We start from the raw sequence: 18140 nt of genomic DNA on the forward strand, positions 1-18140 counted from the left end.
TTCCGAACGCGGAGTAACCGATCTCACTCCCTGTGCCCAAAAGGAATCAACGGTATGCGTCAGCGGAAGGCGGACTGGCCGGTGAGCGCCTGGCCGATCACCAGTTGGTGAACCTCGGAGGTGCCCTCGTAGGTGAGGACGGATTCCAGGTTGTTGGCGTGCCGCATGATCGGGTACTCGCCGCTGATTCCGTTCGCGGCGAGGATGGTGCGGCACTCGCGGGCGATCGCGATCGCCTCGCGGACGTTGTTCAGCTTGCCGACCGACACCTGCTCGGGCCGCAGCGTGCCCTTCTCCTTCAGCCGGCCGAGGTGAACGGCGAGCAGGATGCCCTTGTTCAGCTCGACGGCCATGTCGGCCAGTTTCGCCTGCGTCAGCTGGTACGCCGTCAGCGGCTTGTCGAACACGATCCGCTCACCGGCGTACTCGACCGCGGTCTCCAGGCAGTCCCGGGCCGCGCCCATCGCTCCGAAGATGATGCCGAACCGGGCCTCGTTCAGGCAGCCGAGCGGCCCGGACAGACCGCGTGCCTCCGGCAACATCGCGGACTCCGGCAGCCGGACGTCCTCCAGCACCAGCTCGGAGGTGACCGACGCGCGCAGCGACATCTTCTGCTTGATCTCCGGCGCGGAGAAGCCGGGCGTCGCCGTCGGGACCACGAAGCCGCGGACGCCGTCGTCGGTGCGCGCCCAGACCACCGCGACGTCGGCGACCGAGCCGTTGGTGATCCACATCTTCGAGCCGTTCAGGATCCAGTCGGACCCGTCGCGGCGGGCGTTCGTGCGCATCCCGGCGGGGTTCGAGCCGAAGTCGGGTTCGGTCAGCCCGAAGCAGCCGATCGCCGCACCCGCGGACATCCGGGGGAGCCACTCGTTCTTCTGCTCGTCGCTGCCGTACTTCCAGATCGCGTACATCGCCAGCGAGCCCTGCACGGACACCAGCGACCGCATCCCCGAGTCGGCGGCCTCGATCTCCAGACACGCCAGCCCGTACGCGACCGGTCCGAGACCGGCGCACCCGTACCCGGTCAGGTGCATCCCGAGAAACCCGAGCGACCCGAGCTCCTTGGCCAGATCGCGCGCCGGAATCGACCCGGTCTCGAACCACTGCGGCAGCGAAGGCCGCAACCGCTCGTCCGCGAACCGCCGGGCGGTCTCCCGGACGTCGACCTCCTCCGAGGTCAGCAGGGAGTCGACATCCACCAGATCCAACGAAGCAGGCATGTGCTCACGCTAGCCGCTCGAACCCCCGCTGGGCTGTGCGTCGGCTCACTTGCGGTACCAGGGCCACCACCAGTGGCGCTTGCGCGGGTGGCGGACGACGACGCTGGCGTGGTGGGCCTTGCCGGTGACGTGCAGGCGGACGCCGCCGGGGCGCGGGGCGACCGCCTTGTTCTTCGCGCTGCTGTGGTTGGCCTCGACCTGGTCGATGTCGACGCTCCAGCCTTCGGGAATGACCATCACGACCGAGCTGTGGATGGCCTGTGCGTCGACGTGGATGTCGGACCAGTGCACGATCGCCTCGGTGAAGTCGAGTTTCACCGACGAGTGTTCCGCGATCGCGGTCAGCCGCTCCGGCACGACCCACGCGCCCTCACGCTTCTGCGCGCTGTGCCGTGCCCGGAGCGTCAGTTCCTGGGAGCTGCCGTGGGCGACCGGCACCAGGTCCGCGGTCGCGTTGCGGAGCTCGAGCTGCGTCTTGGCCGAGTAGATCTGCGTCAGTCGCTCGTCCAGCTCCTGGAAGTCCAGCCGCCCGTCGGAGTGCGCCTCCTGGACCACAGCGGCGGCGCGTTCACGGTCGTTGTCGGATGCCCGGTGATTCGGCGGCGGCTGCTCCAGACTCATGTCCCATAAGGTAGCGCCGCATCAGCCGACGAGGGACAGGAATCGACCGACGACGGCCGACCAGGTCTTGTCCAGTTCGGCGGCGTGGCGCTCCGCGTCGGCCACCACCGCGTCCGGGTCGAACCCGAGGGACCGCAGCCGCTCTGGGTTCCAGCGCCGTACGCGGTCAGCTTCCACCTCCGGATGGAACTGCACGCCCCAGCTCTGGCCGATGCGCAGCATCTGGTTCGGGCACCGCTCGCTGGACATCAGCAGCACCGCGTCGTCCGGAAGCCGGGTGATCTGGTCCTGATGGCTCTCGACCGCCAGCACCGTCGACGGGAGGCCGGCCAGCAGTACGTCGTCCTTGGCGGCCGGGAGCACCGTCAGCGACGTCACACCCTTCTCCGGCTGCCCGTACTTCCCCTGCACCTCGCCGCCGAACGTGTGGGCCAGCAACTGCGCCCCCAGACAGATCCCGAGTACGGGCACCCGGCTGTGGGCCGCGCGCAACAGCGCACGCTCCGCCGGCAGCCACGGTGAGCGCTCGTCCTCGTCCGGCAGCATCCCGCCGCCGAGCAGGATCAGCGCCGCATGCCCGTCCACGCTCGCGGGTACGGGATCCCCGTCCCACGCCCGGACGACGGCCGGGGTGATCCCGCGCTCGTCGAGCCAGTCGAGCAGTCGGCCCGGTCCACTGTCACGGTCGTTCTCGATGATGAGTACAGAAGTCACGCGGCAACGGTACGGCGGCGGCACACCGGGCATCGCCGTACCGGAGTGGCGATTCCTGGATACTGAAGCACTGGGGGTGCCGATGGAGCCGGTCAGTGGATTCGTGCGCGCTGTGGTCGGAGATGTGGCGTTCATCTTCGGCAAGGGCATGGTCAGTGCCTACCTGCTTGCGCGCCGCAACGGATGTGCGCGGCCGCAGCTCGACCTGCTGGTGCGCTCACACGGCCAGTACGTACCGCTCTCGGTCCCGGCGGGCACCGTCCCCGCGGTGGGTCGCCTGGTCGGGCTGGACGAGATCCGCCCGGCTCCGATGATCACGGTCGAGTTCACCCCGGGCGACACCGGCGCCGAGGCGCATCTGGCCGCCAACAATCCGGTCCTCATCACCATCACCGATGTCAGTCACCGCGAGTACGACGCGGTCGTGCTGACCACGACACTCGGCGCGGCGGCGTACGCGCAGCTGCCGCCTGGGTACTACCACGTCTCCGCCGTCGTCATCGACGAGTACGGCGACCTGCTGCAGGGGTACGGCGCTCAGCACAACCTGCTCGTGGAGAAGGGCGACGACCTGATCGTGTCGCTGTCGATCCGGACCGCCGGTGTGGCGGAGATCGCAGCGGCGCTGGAGACCGGTCCGCAGCCCGCGCTGGTGGGCCAGGACGGTGACGTCGTACCGCTGCTGGACCTGGTCCGGATCGGCCGCGCGCCGGACTGCGACCTGATCGTGGACCGGCAGGAGATCAGCCGGCACCACGCCGAGCTGTTGCGGATCGACGCGTCCACCTACGAGCTGCGCGACCTGGGCTCCACCAACGGGACCCAGGTGAACGGCGTACCGATCGAGACGGCGCCGGTCGTCCACGGCGACGAGATCCGGCTCGGGGCGCTCCCGTTCCGCATCCTGCTGTCCTGACCTGGAACAATGGCGCCGTGAACCCGCGCAGCGTCGTCATCCTCGGCTCGACCGGCTCGATCGGTACCCAGGCGCTCGAGCTGATCGGGCGCAACCGCGACCGCTTCCGCGTGGTCGCGCTGTCCGCCGGCGGCGGCAACGTGGCGCTGCTCGCGGAGCAGGCGCTCGAGTTCGGTGTCGAGGTCGTGGCGGTGGCGAAGGCCACGGTCGCGCAGGACCTGCAGCTCGCGTTCTACGCCGAGGCGCAGCGGAAGGGGTACGCGCAGGGCGAGTTCCGGATCCCGAAGATCGTCACCGGGCCGGACGCGTCCAGTGAGCTCGCGGCGATGCCGTGTGACGTGGTCCTCAACGGCATCACCGGATCGGTCGGCCTGCACGCGACGCTGGCCGCCCTGGACGCCGGGAACACGCTGGCGCTCGCGAACAAGGAGTCGCTGGTGATCGGCGGGCCGATCGTCACCCGGCGGACCAAACCCGGGCAGATCGTCCCGGTCGACTCCGAGCACAGCGCGATCGCCCAGTGCCTGCGCGGCGGCTCGCCGGACGAGGTCCGCAAGCTGCTGCTGACCGCGAGCGGCGGCCCGTTCCTCGGCCGGCCGCGCGCCGAGCTGGCGAACGTCTCGGTCGCGGAGGCCCTCGACCACCCGAACTTCGCGATGGGCCCGGTCGTCACGATCAACTCCGCCACACTGGTCAACAAGGGGCTGGAGCTGATCGAGGCGCACCTGCTGTTCGGGATCCCGATGGACCGGATCGACGTGGTGATCCACCGGCAGCAGGCGATCCACTCGATGGTGGAGTTCACCGACGGCGCCACGATCGCGCAGGTCGGCGTACCGACGATGACGGTGCCGATCGCGCTCGCCCTCGGCTGGCCCGACCGGATACCGGACGCGTCGCCGCCGTGGAGCTGGGCCGAGGCGAGCACCTGGACCTTCCAGCCGGTCGATCACGCAGAGTTCCCGTCGGTGGCGCTGGCCCGCGAGGCCGGGACCCGCGGCGGCACCGCTCCGGCCGTGTTCAACGCCGCGAACGAGGTCTGCGTGCAGGCGTTCCGGGACGGCCGGCTGCCCTTCCCGGCGATCGTCGACACAGTGTCCCGGGTGGTGACCGAACACGACGTACCCTCGTATGAGGAACTGTCTGTCGACGACGTGCTCGCGGCGGACGCGTGGGCCCGGAACCGGGCTCGTGAGATCACCGGCGTACAGGAGACCCAGCAGGCATGAGTGTGCTTCTCACCACCCTCGGCATCGTGCTGTTCGTTGTCGGGGTGCTGCTCTCTGTGGCGCTGCACGAGCTGGGCCACATGCTCCCGGCGAAGGCGTTCGGGATGAAGGTCACGCAGTTCTTCGTCGGTTTCGGGCGGACCCTATGGTCCACCAAGCGCGGCGAGACCGAGTACGGCATCAAGGCGATCCCGGCCGGTGGATTCGTCCGGATCATCGGCATGATGCCGCCCGCCAAGGGCCAGGACCCGGCTCAGCCGCTACGGGTGCGCAAGGCCAATACCGGCCCGATCCAGTCGATGGTCGAGAACGCCCGGTCCGCGGAGTACGAGACGATCGCGCCCGAGGACAACGGCCGGCTGTTCTACCAGAAGGTGTGGTGGAAGAAGCTGATCGTGATGGCGTCCGGGCCGCTGGTCAACGTGCTGATCGCCGCCGTGCTGTTCACCGGTCTCTTCACGCTGTACGGCGCCCGGGTGCCGCAGACCACCATCTCCACCGTCACCGACTGCGTGATCCCGGCCGACCAGGCCTCCGCGGACCGCAAGTGCCAGGACGGGGACAAGGTGTCCCCGGCCAAGCAGGCCGGGTTCCAGGTGGGCGACCGGATCGTCTCGTTCAACGGCACCGCGATCGACAGCTGGGACCAGCTGACCCCGCTGATCCGGGCGAACACCGACAAGGCCGCCACGATCGTTGTCGAGCGCAACGGCCAGCAGCTGACCCTGAAGACCAGCACGATCGTCAACCAGGTGCTGGACAAGCCGGGGTCGGACAAGTACGTCTCGGTCGGCTTCCTCGGCGTCTCGCCGGAGAACAAGCTCGAGCGGCAGAGCGTCGGCTACGCGTTCGACCAGATGGGCACCTACACGGTCGCCACGGTGCAGGCCCTCGGCCGGTTCCCGGAGAAGCTGGTCGGCGTCGCCAAGTCGATCGTCGGCGGTCAGCGCGACCAGGACAGCCCGATGAGCGTCGTCGGCGCCAGCCGGGTCGCGGGCGAGATCGCCTCCAGCAACCTCGACGTCGGCGCGAAGTTCGCGAGCCTGATCATGCTGCTCGCCTCGCTGAACCTGTTCCTTGCCCTGTTCAACTTCATCCCGCTGCTGCCGCTCGACGGCGGTCACATGATCGGCGCGATCTGGGAAGGCATCCGGCGCGGCTTCGCCAAGCTGTTCGGCCGCCCGGACCCCGGGTACGTCGACGTGGCCAAGCTGCTCCCGATCGCGTACGTCGCGGCCAGCGCGATCGTGGTGATGGGCGTGCTGCTCGTCATCGCCGACATCGTGAACCCCATCAAGCTGTTCAACGGATAAGGACACATGAGCATCAACCTCGGCATGCCCGCCTTGCCACCCCCGACCCTCGCACCGCGTCGCAAGACCCGCCAGATCAAGGTCGGCAAGGTGCTCGTCGGCGGCGACGCGCCGGTCTCGGTGCAGTCGATGACGACGACGCCGACCAACGACGTCAACAAGACGCTGCAGCAGATCGCCGAGCTGACCGCGGCCGGCTGCGACATCGTCCGGGTCGCCTGCCCGCGGCAGGAGGACGCCGACGCCCTGCCCGAGATCGCGAAGCACTCGCAGATCCCGGTGATCGCCGACATCCACTTCCAGCCGAACTACGTGTTCGCGGCGATCGAGGCCGGCTGCGCGGCGGTCCGGGTGAACCCGGGCAACATCCGCCGGTTCGACGACCAGGTCAAGGAGATCGCGCAGGCCGCGAAGGACCACGGGACGTCGCTGCGGATCGGCGTGAACGCCGGCTCGCTGGACAAGCGGCTGCTGGAGAAGTACGGCAAGGCGACGCCCGAGGCGCTCGTCGAGTCGGCCGTCTGGGAGGCGTCGCTGTTCGAGGAGCACGACTTCCACGACTTCAAGATCTCGGTCAAGCACAACGACCCGGTCGTGATGGTGCAGGCGTACGAGATGCTCGCCGAGCGCGGCGACTGGCCGCTGCACCTCGGGGTCACCGAGGCCGGCCCGGCGTTCCAGGGCACGATCAAGTCGTCGGTCGCGTTCGGCGCGCTGCTGTCGAAGGGCATCGGGGACACGATCCGCGTCTCGCTGTCCGCGCCGCCGGTCGAGGAGGTCAAGGTCGGCCTGCAGATCCTGCAGTCGCTGAACCTGCGCGAGCGCAAGCTCGAGATCGTCTCCTGCCCGTCCTGCGGCCGCGCGCAGGTCGACGTCTACACGCTCGCCGAGCAGGTCACCGCCGGGCTCGAGGGCATGGAGGTCCCGCTCCGGGTCGCGGTCATGGGCTGCGTCGTGAACGGCCCGGGCGAGGCCCGCGAGGCCGACCTCGGTGTCGCGTCCGGCAACGGCAAGGGCCAGATCTTCGTCAAGGGCGAGGTCATCAAGACCGTCCCCGAGTCGGCGATCGTGGAGACCCTCATCGAAGAGGCGATGCGCATCGCCGAGCAGATGGAGCCCGCGGAGGGCGCCGAGCCCACCGTCACCGTCAGCTGATCGAGGGAGAGCAGGTCATCCGCCGACTACGCTTCGACGGGTGACCAGTTACCTGATCGTCAGTGCGATCCGCGCAGAAGCTCGGTACGTCCCGGAACACCTGCCGGTCGTCACCACCGGCGTCGGCAAGACCGCGGCGGCGGTCGCCACCGCACGAGCCCTGGCGGAGCGGGACACCGACGGACTGGTCGTACTGAACGTCGGTACGACGGGTGCGCTGCGCGACGGGCTGTCCGGGCTTTACCTGCCGAGCACGGTCGTCAACCACGACCTCAACGCGGACGCGATCCGGGCGATCGGCCTCGACCCCCAGGAGGAGCTACCGGTCGAGGGTGGCGACGGCACGGTCCTCGCGTCCGGCGACGTGTTCGTGACAGACCCCGCCGTCCGGGCGAGGCTGGCCGAGCGGGCGCACCTGGTCGACATGGAGGCGTACGGCGTCGTGTACGCCTGCCGCGCGTACGGCGTGCCGGTCCGCGTCGTGAAACACGTCTCGGACTCAGCCGACGAAACCGCACTCGACTGGCCGGCCCTCGTCGACGCCAGCGCCAAGGTGCTGGGGGAGTGGGTCCGCTCGCACACCTCCTAAACTGGGCTTGACCTTGACCCTGGGGGCAAGGTTTAGCGTCGGGGTGAAGGAGGCGGGATGCGGATCAGCGATCTGGCGGCCGAGGCCGGTGTGACGGTCAAGGCGGTTCGGTACTACGAGGCGCAGGGCCTGCTCAAGCCGCGGCGGGAGGCCAACGGGTACCGGTCGTACGACGCGGACGACGTGGTCGTCGTGCGCGAGGTGAAGGCGTTGCTGAGCCTCGGGCTGACCGCGGAGCAGACGTATCCGTTCATCGAGTGCCTGCGGGCCGGCAACGCCCGGGCGGACGTGTGCCCGGCGTCGCTGACGGCGTACCGGACGCGGATCGCGGAGGTGGACCGGCGGATCGCCGAGCTGACCGATCTGCGGGCCCGGCTGACCGACCTCCTGACCGACGCCGAGAACTGGAGAACGCCATGAGCGACCTGCGCAGTGTTGACGAAGCCACGTTCGACGAGGAGGTGCTGCGGTCCGAGAAGCCTGTGCTGGTGGACTTCTGGGCGCAGTGGTGCCCGCCGTGCCACCAGATCGCACCGGTCCTCGCGCAGATCGGTGCCGAACGCAACGACCAGCTGACCGTGGTGAAACTGAACTCCGACGAGAACCCGGCGATCTCCGCCCGCTACCGGGTGATGGCGCTGCCGACCCTGATCCTGTTCCACCGCGGCGAGATGATCTGGTCGGTCGTCGGCGCCCGCCCGAAGCACAAGCTCCTCAAAGAGCTCGACGACGCCCTACTCGCCGCCGTCTAACCTCGCCGCGACCGCGGCCAGCACCCGCGACCAGTGAGCTCGCTGGCGTTCGCGTTCCGCCGCGGACGCCAGCCGCTCCTGGTGAAGCCGCAGTACGGTCCCTCCGCTCGAAGCCGACACTGTGACCTGCACTGTGCTGTCGTGCGACCAGTCCACCGGCTGCCACGTCAATCGCACGCGGTTCTTCGCGCGCAGACTCCGCACCGCCCCGACAGTCCCGTCGTCGGTCTCGTACGACGCTCCGTCCTCGAGCAAAGCTCCGGCGCCGAGCCAAACGGCCACGCCCTCGGGGCTGATGACGGCGTCCCACACCTTTTCGAGGGGGCAGCGGAACGTTCTGGAGACACCGACGTTCCAGCCGGCGTCTTTGGTCAGGCCGGTTGGCATCAGAGTGCCGTCTGCTGGTGGAAGGCGACGCGCCAGTCGCCGTGGACGTCGGTCCAGACCGTGCTCGCGTACGCCGGCAGGTGCACCTCGTTGCCGTCGACCAGGGCCGTGACGTCGACGCGGTAGGTGACGATCGCCGTGTGGTCGTCGACCGTGATCACCTGCTCGTCGCTGCGGTCGGTCTTCACGAACGGGTTGTGGTTGATCCGGATCCCCGGCACCGCGGTCGCCTTGTCGATGATCCCGAACTTGGTCACTGCGACCGCGTCGTCGAGCAGGTACCTCTCGTAGAAGTCCCCGTCCCCTTCCCGGTTCGCCTTCCACAGCAGGTCTTCGAGCTCCAGCAGCTTCTCTCTCATGGCATCCATGCTGCCGCGCACTTAGGACAGATCCGGTCCTAGCCTGCGTAGACCTCCACCAAGATCCCGTGCGGGCCGCGGACGTACGCCGAGGTGCCCCAATCGGTCTCGACGGGTTCGAGGGCGATGGTGCCGCCGCGGCGGCGGATCTCCTCGACATCGGCGCGGACGTCGTCGCTCGTGAAGTGCAGGAGAGTACCGCCGTGCGGGGCGAAGTCGGTCATCGCGCCCATGTGCAGGGCGATCGTCGTTGCGCCGGCCTTCACCTCGGCGTACCCCTCGGCGGCGTCGCCGGAGATCTCCAGGCCGAGGACGGCTGAGAAGAACTCGGCGATCTCCTGGTTCTTGTCGCGACTGTCGGTCAGCAGGCCCACGTGGTCGAAGCGAAGTGTCATCGTCGGCTCCTCGATTGACTGGTAGCTATCTAGGATGCTAGCAATATAGCCATGGCGGACGACGCGGGCAAGAAGGTGCAGTTCAACGTGTATCTGCCGCCGGCGCTGGTGCGGCGGGTGAAGCACAAGGCGATCGACGACGGGGCGAGTTTGTCCGCGCTGGTCGAGCAGGCGCTGTCGGAGTACCTCGACAACCATGGGGAGGCCCGGGGATGAACAACACGGTGATCCGGCCGCTGCGGTTCACGGCGGACGTGGAGGCGATGCGGACGTTCCTGGAGACGCTGGGGTTGCGGTCGCGGATCGAGTCCGAACGCGGCGGCTGGGTCGACATGCTGGCCGGTCGGGGGATGGTCGCGCTGCACGACGCGGCGTCGAGTTCGACGGGCGGGCTGCCGGGGCAGACGAGGCTGTCGTTCGAGGCCGACGATCTCGGCGAGTTGAAGGACCGCCTGGAGCAGGTCGGGTTCGTCGACGCGACGGTGTTCGACGAGGCGTACGGACGGGTGCTGTCGGTCAGCGGTCCGGAAGGCGTGGTGATCTGGATCGACGAGCGCAACGACGACCTGTACGGCTACAAGCTGCACACCGCGAGGCCCGACGAGCGCTGGTCGGTCACGCCGTACCTGACCGGTGCGGACGAGGTGCCGTGGCGGCGGTTCCTCGACGCGCTCCGGGTGCCGCGGGCCGCCCGGTTCGGACCGGCCGACGGAGAGTTCGACGTACGGCTCGATCTCGTGACGACCGAGGACCTGGACGACGTACACGCGCGGGTCGGCGGTTCGCGCACCGAGGACAGGCTGGAGATCGTCGACCCGGACGGTCAGCTCGTGGTGGTTCACGGATGATCGCCGTACGCCGGGCCGACCGCGACCGCGGGGACGAATTGATGTGGATGAGTCTTGACCTCGACCGCACCTGAGGATGCAGGATGCCCAGCATGACTCGGCTGCGGGACGACCCGGACTTTCGGCGGTACTGGTCGGCGCGAGCGTTGTCGACCACCGGGTCGATGGTGACGGCGATCGCCCTGCCCGTGCTGGTGTACCGGCTGAGCGGCTCGACGGTCCTGACCGCCGTGGTGACCGCGCTGGAGTCGGCGCCGTACCTGCTGACCGGTCTGTTCGCGGGTGCGCTGGCCGATCGCTGGAACCGGCGGCGCGTGATGGTCACCGCGGACACGGTGAACGCGGTGCTGGTGGGGTCGGTGCCACTGGCGCATCTGCTCGGTGTGCTCACCGTCGTCCAGGTCCTGATCGTCGCGTTCGCCGTCCAGGCCGTGCACACGTTCTTCGACGGCGCGAACTTCGGCGCGCTCCCTGTGCTCGTCGGCCGGGCCCGGGTCGCCCAGGCGAACTCCGCGGTCTGGACCGCCTCGAGCCTGATCGAGCTGCTGGTGCCGCCGCTGACCGGTCTGCTGCTCGCCGTCCTCGATCCGGCCAGCCTGCTGACGCTGGACGCGCTCAGCTTCGCGGCGTCCGCGTTCGCGGTCCGCGGGATCGTGCGGGCGCTCTCCGAGTCCCGCGACGGGCGTCCGCCGTTGCGGCCGCGGGTGGTCCTGAACGACATCGGCGACGGTCTGCGCTACCTGATCCGGCACGCCGGGGTTCGCACCATGACGATCGTCGGCAGCGTCCAGTCCTTCGCCGGTGGCGGGTTCATGGCGCTGATCGTGGTCTGGTGCGACCGCGTCCTGCACATCGGTACGTCGGGACTCCGCTTCGGTCTGGTCTGGGGTACGTGGGGGATCGGCGGGCTGATCGCCGCGCTCAGCCTCCCGAAGTTGCTCAAGCGGATGTCGCCCGCGGCGATCACGCTGTACGCGCTGCCGGTGTCGGCGCTGCTCGGCGTACTGTCGCCGTTGTCGCCGCACTGGATCGTGGCCGCGCTGGCGTTGCTCGTCTGGGGTTCGGCGTACGTGCTGGTGATCGTGAACGCGGTGTCGTACCGCCAGCAGGTGACGCCGGAGAACCTGCTCGGCCGGGTCAACACCGCGGGCCGGATGCTCTCCTGGGGAGTCGGGTGGACGCTCGGCTCGGTCGTCGGCGGGCTGCTCGGCACCGAGTTCGGGGCGCGGACCGGGATGGTGCTGATGGGGCTGTTCGGCTGCGTCGGCGTGGTCTTCGCCTGGACGTCGCCGCTGCGCCGGATCACCGCCGAGCACGAACCGCAGGTGGCCTGACCCGGCCCCGTTGCATACGAACGCGGGGCTGATCCGCTAGGTTCTGCGCGTGGGAGTACGGGTTCTCGGTCCTCGTGACCTCGCGGCGGCGCGCGCGGTCATCGCCCGTGATCCGGTGGTGAACGTGTTCGTCGACAGTCTCGTGCAGGCGTCCGGGCTCGACCCGCGGCGCGGTGCGGAGGTCTGGGGGTACGTCGAGAAGGGCGCGCTCGAGGCCCTGTGCCACGCCGGCGGGAACATGGTGCCGGTCGGCGCCGGCGGCGCGGCGCTGCGGGCGTTCGCGGCGTACGCGCTGCGGCGCGGCCGCAACTGCTTCCAGATCCTCGGGCAGGCGCGCTCGGTCGAGCAGCTGTGGGCCATTCTCGAGCCGCACTGGGGGCCGGCCCGGGAGGTGCGCGACGATCAGCCGTTCATGGTGATCGACGGGCCGCCGACGATCGCGCCGGACCCGCTGGTGCGCGCGGTGGAGCCGGTCGAGCTGCCGATCTTGTACCCGGCGTGTGTGGCGATGTACACCGAGGAGGTCGGCGTACCGCCGCAGACCGGTCCGGACGGGACCTTCTACCGCTCACGCGTGGCGGAGCTGATCCGGGCCGGGCGGGCGTTCGCGCGGATCGAGAACGGCCGCGTCGTGTTCAAGGCCGAGGTCGGCTCGGTCGGAACCGGTGTGTGCCAGATCCAGGGCGTCTGGGTGGACCCGGAGTACCGCGGCCGCGGGCTGGCCGCACCCGGCATGGCCGCGGTGGTCGAGCTGGCCCGGCAGATCGCCCCGGTCGTGACGCTCTACGTCAACGCGTTCAACCGGCCGGCGCGGGCGGCGTACGAGCGGGTCGGGTTCCGCACCATCGAAACCTTCGCCACCATCCTGTTCTAAGCTCCGACGCATGCCATCGCGAAGCACCAAGGGTCTGGCCGCGCTCTTCGGCGTGCTCGGGACGTTGCATTTCGTGAAGCCCGGGCCGTTCGAGCAGATCGTGCCGAAGGTGCTGCCGCGGAAGAAGGAGCTCGTGTACGTGTCCGGGGCGGCCGAGCTGGCCTGCGCGGCCGGGCTGCTGCACCCGCGGACCCGGCGACTGGCCGGGCTGGCGAGCGCGGGGCTGCTGGTCGCGGTGTTCCCGGCGAACGTCCAGATGGCCGCCGACCTGCGGACGAAGGGGTCCCGGACCGCTCAGGCGATCGCGTACGCGCGGCTCCCGCTGCAGCTGCCGCTGATCCGGTGGGCGCTGAAAGCTGCCCGCGAGTGACCTGTGGATAACGTGGTGAGAGCATCACCACCGGACCGATATTCTCTCTGATGTCCAGTACTCGATTTTTGCCCGCTTGGAGACTCCCGTGATTTTGCGTATGTCGTCGTTGTTCCTCCGCACCCTTCGCGAGGACCCGGCGGACGCGGAGGTCCCGAGCCACAAGCTGCTCGTCCGCGCCGGATACATCCGCCGCGCCGCGCCCGGCATCTACACCTGGCTGCCGCTCGGCCTGCGGGTGCTGCGCAACGTCGAGCGGATCGTCCGCGAGGAGATGGACGCGATCGGCGCGCAGGAGCTGGTCTTCCCGGCGCTGTTGCCCCGCGAGCCCTACGAGGCCACCGGCCGCTGGACGGAGTACGGGCCGAACATCTTCCGGCTGAAGGACCGCAAGGGCGCCGACATGCTGCTCGGCCCGACGCACGAGGAGATGTTCACGCTGGTCGTGAAGGACCTCTACTCGTCGTACAAGGACCTTCCGCTGTCGATCTACCAGATCCAGAACAAGTACCGCGACGAGGCGCGGCCGCGGGCCGGCGTGCTCCGCGGGCGCGAGTTCGTGATGAAGGACTCGTACTCGTTCGACGTCGACGACGACGGCCTCGCCGCGTCGTACGAGAAGCACCGCGACGCCTACATCAAGATCTTCGACCGGCTCGGCTTCGACTACGTGATCGTGCAGGCGATGTCCGGCGCGATGGGCGGCTCGCGCTCCGAGGAGTTCCTCGCGATCGCGGAGAACGGCGAGGACACCTTTGTCCGCTCCCCGGGCGGGTATGCCGCCAACGTCGAGGCGGTCGTGGTGCCGCAGGCGGCGCCGGTCGACGCGTCCGGCGTGCCGGCCGCCGAGGTCGTGGAGACGCCCGACACCCCCACGATCGACACCCTCGTCGACGCGCTGAACGCCAAGCACGCGCGCACCGACGGCCGCGAGTGGACCGCCGCGGACACCCTGAAGAACGTGCTCGTCATGCTGGTGCACCCCGACGGCAGCCGCGAGCCGCTCGCGATCGGCGTCCCCGGCGACCGCGCGATCGACGAGAAGCGGCTCGGCGCGCAGATGGAGCCGGCCGAGGTCGTCGCCTTCGAGGAGGCGGACTTCGAGAAGCACCCGTCGCTCGCGAAGGGCTACATCGGCCCCGGTGTGCTCGGCAAGGAGAACGCCTCCGGCATCCGCTACCTGCTCGACCCACGGATCGCCGAAGGGTCGGCCTGGGTCACCGGCGCGGACAAGTCCGGCTTCCACGTCGTCAACCTGGTGCACGGCCGGGACTTCACCGCGGACGGGACCATCCAGGCTGCCGAGGTCCGCGACGGGGACCAGGCGCCGGACGGCTCGGGCGAGCTGGAGACAGCGCGCGGGATCGAGATGGGCCACATCTTCCAGCTCGGCCGCAAGTACGCCGATGCCCTCGACCTCAAGGTCCTCGACCAGAACGGCAAGCTCGTCACGGTCACCATGGGGTCGTACGGCGTGGGTGTCACCCGCGCGGTCGCCGCGATCGCCGAGGGCAACCACGACGAGCTCGGTCTGGTCTGGCCGCGGGAGATCGCGCCGGCCGACGTCCACCTGGTTGCCACCGGCAAGGACGGCGAGGTCTTCGCCAAGGCCGCAGAGATTGCCGCCGAGCTGGAGGCCCGCGGGCTGAGCGTCATCTACGACGACCGCGAGAAGGTCTCGCCGGGCGTGAAGTTCAAGGACGCCGAGCTGATCGGCGTCCCGACCATCGCGGTCGTCGGCAAGGGCCTCGCCGACGGCACGATCGAGGTCAAGGACCGCCGCTCCGGCGACCGCGCCGACATCCCGGTCGCGGACGTCGTCGACCACCTGGTCACCACAGTCCGCGCCTGACCCGCCCCACTCCGCGGCCGGCCAGCCCGGCGCGCCCCGTGGCCACTTGAGTGGTTAACCACCAGCGATGCCCCTTTCCCCTCCGTCTGCGAGGGGTGGAGGGGCAAGCTGCGTTGTTAACCCCTCGAACGGCCGGAAGATTCTCGGCCGGGGATGTCGAGGAACGCAGGTCGGCTCCGATCCCGGGGTGTGGCGCCTGAGGGGGCGTCCGGGAGTCAGGAGTTGACGATGACGGAATCTGTAGTGGCCCAGGGCGGGCTCGGCGAGCTGCGTGCGGCGGTCCTGGGCGAGGTGCTCGTGGACGGGGACGCGGGATACGCGGACGCCGGGCGCGTGGTGATGGCCCAGGGGCGGCCGCGGGTGATCGTGCGCTGCACCGGGGCGGGTGATGTGGTCGCGGCGCTGAAGTACGCCGAGACGAACGACCTGCCGATCGCGGTCCGCAGCGGCGGGCACCACGCGGCCGGGTTCGGCACCAACGACGGCGGTGTCGTGATCGACGTCCGGCCGATGGACGAGGTCCGGCTGTTGCCGGACAACGTCGTACGGATCGGCACCGGCGGCACGTGGGGCAGGGTGGCCGAGCGGCTCGGCAAGGCCGGGCTGGCGATCTCGTCCGGCGACACGGCCGGCGTCGGGGTCGGCGGGCTGATGGCCGGCGGCGGCATCGGCTGGATGGTCCGCAAGCACGGGCTGGCGATCGACAACGTGGTCGCCGCCGAGGTGGTGACCGCCGACGGCTCGGTTCGCCGGGTGGACGCCGCGAGCGAACCGGAGCTGTTCTGGGGAGTGCGCGGCGCGGCGGGCAGCCTCGGCGTCGTCACGTCGTACGACATCACCGCCACACCGCAGCCCACGGTGCACTTCGGTGCGCTGCTGTACCCGTGGAAGCAGGCGGCGCAGGTCCTCCAAGGCTGGGCGGAGTACATGACGACCGCGCCCGAGGACCTGACGGCCACGCTGCAGCTGGCGCCGACGATGATGGCCGACGGGCAGGTGCCGGTCGCGATCATGGTGTGCGTGGCCGGTGAGCCCGCCGCGCGCGACGCGATCCTGGAGCCGCTGCGCAACCTCGGCTCGTTGCTCACCGACAAGGTGGCCGAGGTGCCGTACGCCGAGGTGTTCACCGCCATGGAGATGCCCGCGGACTGGCGGCCCCGGATCCGCAACGGCTTCTTCGAGACGGTGCCGGCCGAGCTGGGGGAGCGGCTGCTCGAGGCCCGCGGGCGGATCCCGGGAATGGCGATCGAGATCCGGGCGCTGGGCGGCGCCTTCGCCGCGATGCCGGCGGACGCGACGGCGTTCGCGCACCGCGACGCCCGGTTCCTGGTGAACTCGGTCGTGGTCGGATCGCCCGAGCAGCAGGGCTCGCAGCCCGAGGAGTTCGACGCGCTGTGGAAGACGCTGGAGCCTCAGGGGGCCTACGTGAACTTCTTGTCGAACCCGACGGACGCCGACCTCGACCTCTGCTACCCGCAGGACCACCGCGCCCGGCTCGCCGCGCTCAAGCAGGCGGTGGATCCGGGCCACGTGTTCCGCAGCGAACTGAGCGTCCCGCCGCGCCCCGAGTGGAGCGGCGGCCGCCGTCACCTGATGAGGTGGGCGATGCGGTCGCGCAGATAGTTCTGTTCGGCCGTGTTCCGGGTCCGCTCCAGCGCCGCGAGGTAGTTGGAGCGGGCCAGGTCCGGGCGGCCGGCGAGCTCGTGCAGATGGGCGAGGACGGACAGCCGGCGGTGGTGGTCGCCGAGGTACCGGTCGGCGGCCAGCTCTTCGACGATCGCGATGCCGGCGTCCGGGCCTTCGGTCATCGCGACGGCCACGGCTGACCCGAGCCGTACCATCGGGCTCGGGTCGACCTTCTCGAGGACGCGGTAGAGGCCGGCGATCTGTTCCCAGTCGGTCGTCTCGACCGAGTCGGCCTCGCTGTGCACGGCCGCGATCGCCGCCTCCAGCTGGTACGGGCCGACGGCGCCGGTGCGCAGCGTCTCCTCGACGAGCCGCGTGCCTTCGGCGATCTCGTCGGCGTACCAGCGGGAGCGGTCCTGCCGGTCGGCCGGGACGAGGTCGCCGCCGGGACCGGTCCGCGCGTTACGGCGCGCGTGCGTGAGAATCATCAGCGCCAGCAGGCCGGTCACCTCACCCGGACCGCCGACGGCCTGTTGCAGCAGGCGCGTGATCCGGAGGGCTTCCTCGGCGAGATCCACGCGTTGCAGCGAGTCGCCGGCACTGGCGGTGTGGCCTTCGTTGAAGATCAGGTAGAGAACCTGCAGTACGGCGCGGAGCCGCTCGTCGTACTCGTCGGCGGTCGGGAGCTCGAAGCGGGCGCCCGCGATCGTCTTCTTGGCCCGGCTGATCCGCTGCGCCACCGTCGTCTCGCTGACGAGCAGCGCGGCTGCCACCTCGGCCGTCGTGAGACCGCCGACCGAGCGCAGCGTGAGCGCGATCTGCGACGCCGGGGTCAGCGCCGGGTGACAGCACAGCACGAGCAGCCGCACGGTGTCGTCGGAGTCCTCGTGGTAGTCGTCCGGGTCAGGATCCGCGGCCCGGAGGAAGTCGTTGAGCTCGCGCTGCCTGCGCGCGTTGTCCCGTCGCCAGCCGTCCATCATCCGCCGCGTCGCGACGCTGATCAGCCAGCCGACGGACTGCTCCGGTACGCCGTTCGCGCGCCATTGCACGAACGCTTCGAGCAGCCCCTCCTGCACCGCGTCCTCGCACTGGTCGAACACGCCGTACCGCCGGACCAGCGTCGCCAGCGCCCGCGGGGCCGCGGCGCGGATCGCCGCCTCCAGCTCGGGCGCCGACGTCCTCACAGCTGATCGAGCTCCAGGAGGAAGTCGTCCTGGTCCATCCGGATCTCACGGAGCTCGACGCGCCGGAACTGCGCCAGCGGGATCATCGCCGCCAGCTCCAGTGCGCGCTCCTGCGACGCGCAGTTCACGACGAGCGCGCCCGCCAGGAACTCCTTGGTCTCCAGCAGCGGGCGGTCCGAGATCACCGGCGTACCGGCGACCAGCTGGACGTCCTTGGTCTCGGCCGGCTCGTTGAGCGCGAGCACGGTCACCAGCTCGCCGCTCTTCAGCAGCTCGCGCGTGAGCGTGGCGACCTGCTCCCGTCCACCGGCCAGCTCGGTCAACTGGTCTTCGGTCAGTCCCTCGAGTGCCTCGAGGTTGTTGTGAACCAGCAGTAGAAACTTCACCCCGCCATTGTCC

22 protein-coding genes are annotated in these 18140 nt (G+C 69.8%); 14 read left to right on the forward strand and 8 right to left on the reverse strand.

Annotation, left to right across the window (positions count from 1 at the left end):
* Window positions 1-59: 59 nt before the first annotated feature.
* The 3 genes from AB0I12_RS24330 to AB0I12_RS24340 are packed head-to-tail and all read right to left on the reverse strand — an operon-like array spanning window position 60 to window position 2558.
* Window positions 60-1223 (reverse strand): acyl-CoA dehydrogenase family protein, encoded by a 1164-nt coding sequence (locus AB0I12_RS24330; RefSeq protein WP_359933645.1) that lies wholly within the window; start codon window positions 1221-1223, stop codon window positions 60-62.
* Between the two features lie 45 nt (window positions 1224-1268).
* The gene (locus AB0I12_RS24335; RefSeq protein ID WP_359933647.1) at window positions 1269-1844 is read right to left on the reverse strand and encodes a DUF1707 domain-containing protein; all 576 of its coding nucleotides are present in this window, start codon (window positions 1842-1844) and stop codon (window positions 1269-1271) included.
* A 21-nt stretch (window positions 1845-1865) separates the two neighbouring features.
* A complete protein-coding gene (locus AB0I12_RS24340; protein ID WP_359933649.1) occupies window positions 1866-2558 on the reverse strand; it encodes a type 1 glutamine amidotransferase in 693 nt (230 codons plus the stop codon).
* Between AB0I12_RS24340 and AB0I12_RS24345 the strand changes: the two genes are divergently transcribed.
* From AB0I12_RS24345 to trxA, 7 genes are read left to right on the forward strand one after another with little or no spacing between them, the layout of a single operon-like run.
* Window positions 2539-3474: an FHA domain-containing protein gene (locus AB0I12_RS24345; protein WP_359933651.1), complete on the forward strand. Its 936-nt coding sequence runs from the start codon at window positions 2539-2541 to the stop codon at window positions 3472-3474. The genes AB0I12_RS24340 and AB0I12_RS24345 overlap by 20 nt on opposite strands.
* 17 nt (window positions 3475-3491) lie before the next feature.
* Window positions 3492-4703 carry a 1-deoxy-D-xylulose-5-phosphate reductoisomerase gene (gene dxr / locus AB0I12_RS24350; protein ID WP_359933653.1) on the forward strand — a complete coding sequence of 404 codons (1212 nt, stop codon included), beginning with the start codon at window positions 3492-3494 and terminating at the stop codon, window positions 4701-4703.
* The gene (locus tag AB0I12_RS24355; RefSeq protein WP_359933655.1) at window positions 4700-6016 is read left to right on the forward strand and encodes a M50 family metallopeptidase; all 1317 of its coding nucleotides are present in this window, start codon (window positions 4700-4702) and stop codon (window positions 6014-6016) included. Before dxr ends, AB0I12_RS24355 begins: the two co-directional genes overlap by 4 nt.
* 6 nt (window positions 6017-6022) lie before the next feature.
* Window positions 6023-7171, forward strand: a complete 1149-nt coding sequence (ispG, locus tag AB0I12_RS24360) for a flavodoxin-dependent (E)-4-hydroxy-3-methylbut-2-enyl-diphosphate synthase (protein WP_355690133.1) — start codon at window positions 6023-6025, stop codon at window positions 7169-7171.
* 40 nt (window positions 7172-7211) lie between these two features.
* Window positions 7212-7760 (forward strand): nucleosidase, encoded by a 549-nt coding sequence (locus AB0I12_RS24365; RefSeq protein WP_359933657.1) that lies wholly within the window; start codon window positions 7212-7214, stop codon window positions 7758-7760.
* Window positions 7761-7817: 57 nt separating this feature from the next.
* Window positions 7818-8180: a MerR family transcriptional regulator gene (locus AB0I12_RS24370; RefSeq protein WP_359933659.1), complete on the forward strand. Its 363-nt coding sequence runs from the start codon at window positions 7818-7820 to the stop codon at window positions 8178-8180.
* Window positions 8177-8512, forward strand: a complete 336-nt coding sequence (gene trxA, locus AB0I12_RS24375) for a thioredoxin (RefSeq protein ID WP_359933661.1) — start codon at window positions 8177-8179, stop codon at window positions 8510-8512. Before AB0I12_RS24370 ends, trxA begins: the two co-directional genes overlap by 4 nt.
* On the opposite strand, the gene AB0I12_RS24380 is transcribed toward trxA, so the two are convergent.
* From AB0I12_RS24380 to AB0I12_RS24390, 3 genes are read right to left on the reverse strand one after another with little or no spacing between them, the layout of a single operon-like run.
* The gene (locus AB0I12_RS24380) at window positions 8495-8899 is read right to left on the reverse strand and encodes an SRPBCC domain-containing protein (RefSeq protein WP_359933663.1); all 405 of its coding nucleotides are present in this window, start codon (window positions 8897-8899) and stop codon (window positions 8495-8497) included. The two genes, trxA and AB0I12_RS24380, sit on opposite strands and share 18 nt — an antisense overlap.
* Window positions 8899-9258, reverse strand: coding sequence for a nuclear transport factor 2 family protein (locus AB0I12_RS24385; protein WP_359933665.1), 360 nt, complete (start codon window positions 9256-9258; stop codon window positions 8899-8901). Before AB0I12_RS24385 ends, AB0I12_RS24380 begins: the two co-directional genes overlap by 1 nt.
* Before the next feature lie 38 nt (window positions 9259-9296).
* Window positions 9297-9653 (reverse strand): VOC family protein, encoded by a 357-nt coding sequence (locus tag AB0I12_RS24390; RefSeq protein ID WP_359933667.1) that lies wholly within the window; start codon window positions 9651-9653, stop codon window positions 9297-9299.
* Window positions 9654-9704: 51 nt separating this feature from the next.
* On the opposite strand from AB0I12_RS24390, the gene AB0I12_RS24395 reads away from it, so the two are divergent.
* From AB0I12_RS24395 to AB0I12_RS24425, 7 genes are all read left to right on the forward strand, one after another.
* A complete protein-coding gene (locus AB0I12_RS24395; RefSeq protein WP_359933669.1) occupies window positions 9705-9869 on the forward strand; it encodes a CopG family transcriptional regulator in 165 nt (54 codons plus the stop codon).
* Window positions 9866-10501 (forward strand): VOC family protein, encoded by a 636-nt coding sequence (locus AB0I12_RS24400; protein ID WP_359933671.1) that lies wholly within the window; start codon window positions 9866-9868, stop codon window positions 10499-10501. The genes AB0I12_RS24395 and AB0I12_RS24400 overlap by 4 nt, the downstream gene beginning before the upstream one ends.
* A gap of 92 nt (window positions 10502-10593) precedes the next feature.
* Window positions 10594-11835 (forward strand): MFS transporter, encoded by a 1242-nt coding sequence (locus AB0I12_RS24405; RefSeq protein ID WP_359933673.1) that lies wholly within the window; start codon window positions 10594-10596, stop codon window positions 11833-11835.
* Window positions 11836-11884: 49 nt separating this feature from the next.
* Entirely contained in the window at window positions 11885-12709 is an 825-nt protein-coding gene (locus AB0I12_RS24410) for a GNAT family N-acetyltransferase (protein ID WP_359933675.1), read from the forward strand.
* Window positions 12710-12719: 10 nt separating this feature from the next.
* A complete protein-coding gene (locus tag AB0I12_RS24415) occupies window positions 12720-13079 on the forward strand; it encodes a DoxX family protein (RefSeq protein ID WP_359933677.1) in 360 nt (119 codons plus the stop codon).
* Window positions 13080-13167: 88 nt separating this feature from the next.
* On the forward strand, window positions 13168-14931 hold the full coding sequence (locus tag AB0I12_RS24420) for a proline--tRNA ligase (protein ID WP_359933679.1): 1764 nt from the start codon (window positions 13168-13170) through the stop codon (window positions 14929-14931).
* A 228-nt stretch (window positions 14932-15159) separates the two neighbouring features.
* On the forward strand, window positions 15160-16554 hold the full coding sequence (locus tag AB0I12_RS24425) for an FAD-binding oxidoreductase (protein WP_359933681.1): 1395 nt from the start codon (window positions 15160-15162) through the stop codon (window positions 16552-16554).
* Here the strand turns inward: AB0I12_RS24425 and AB0I12_RS24430 are convergent.
* Both AB0I12_RS24430 and AB0I12_RS24435 read right to left on the reverse strand, forming a co-directional pair.
* Window positions 16518-17741 (reverse strand): sigma-70 family RNA polymerase sigma factor, encoded by a 1224-nt coding sequence (locus tag AB0I12_RS24430; protein ID WP_359933683.1) that lies wholly within the window; start codon window positions 17739-17741, stop codon window positions 16518-16520. The two genes, AB0I12_RS24425 and AB0I12_RS24430, sit on opposite strands and share 37 nt — an antisense overlap.
* On the reverse strand, window positions 17738-18127 hold the full coding sequence (locus AB0I12_RS24435; RefSeq protein ID WP_359933685.1) for a YciI family protein: 390 nt from the start codon (window positions 18125-18127) through the stop codon (window positions 17738-17740). The genes AB0I12_RS24430 and AB0I12_RS24435 overlap by 4 nt, the downstream gene beginning before the upstream one ends.
* Window positions 18128-18140: the final 13 nt, after the last annotated feature.

Source organism: Kribbella sp. NPDC050459, assembly GCF_040655315.1.
In the GTDB taxonomy this organism is placed as follows: Bacteria; Actinomycetota; Actinomycetes; order Propionibacteriales; family Kribbellaceae; genus Kribbella.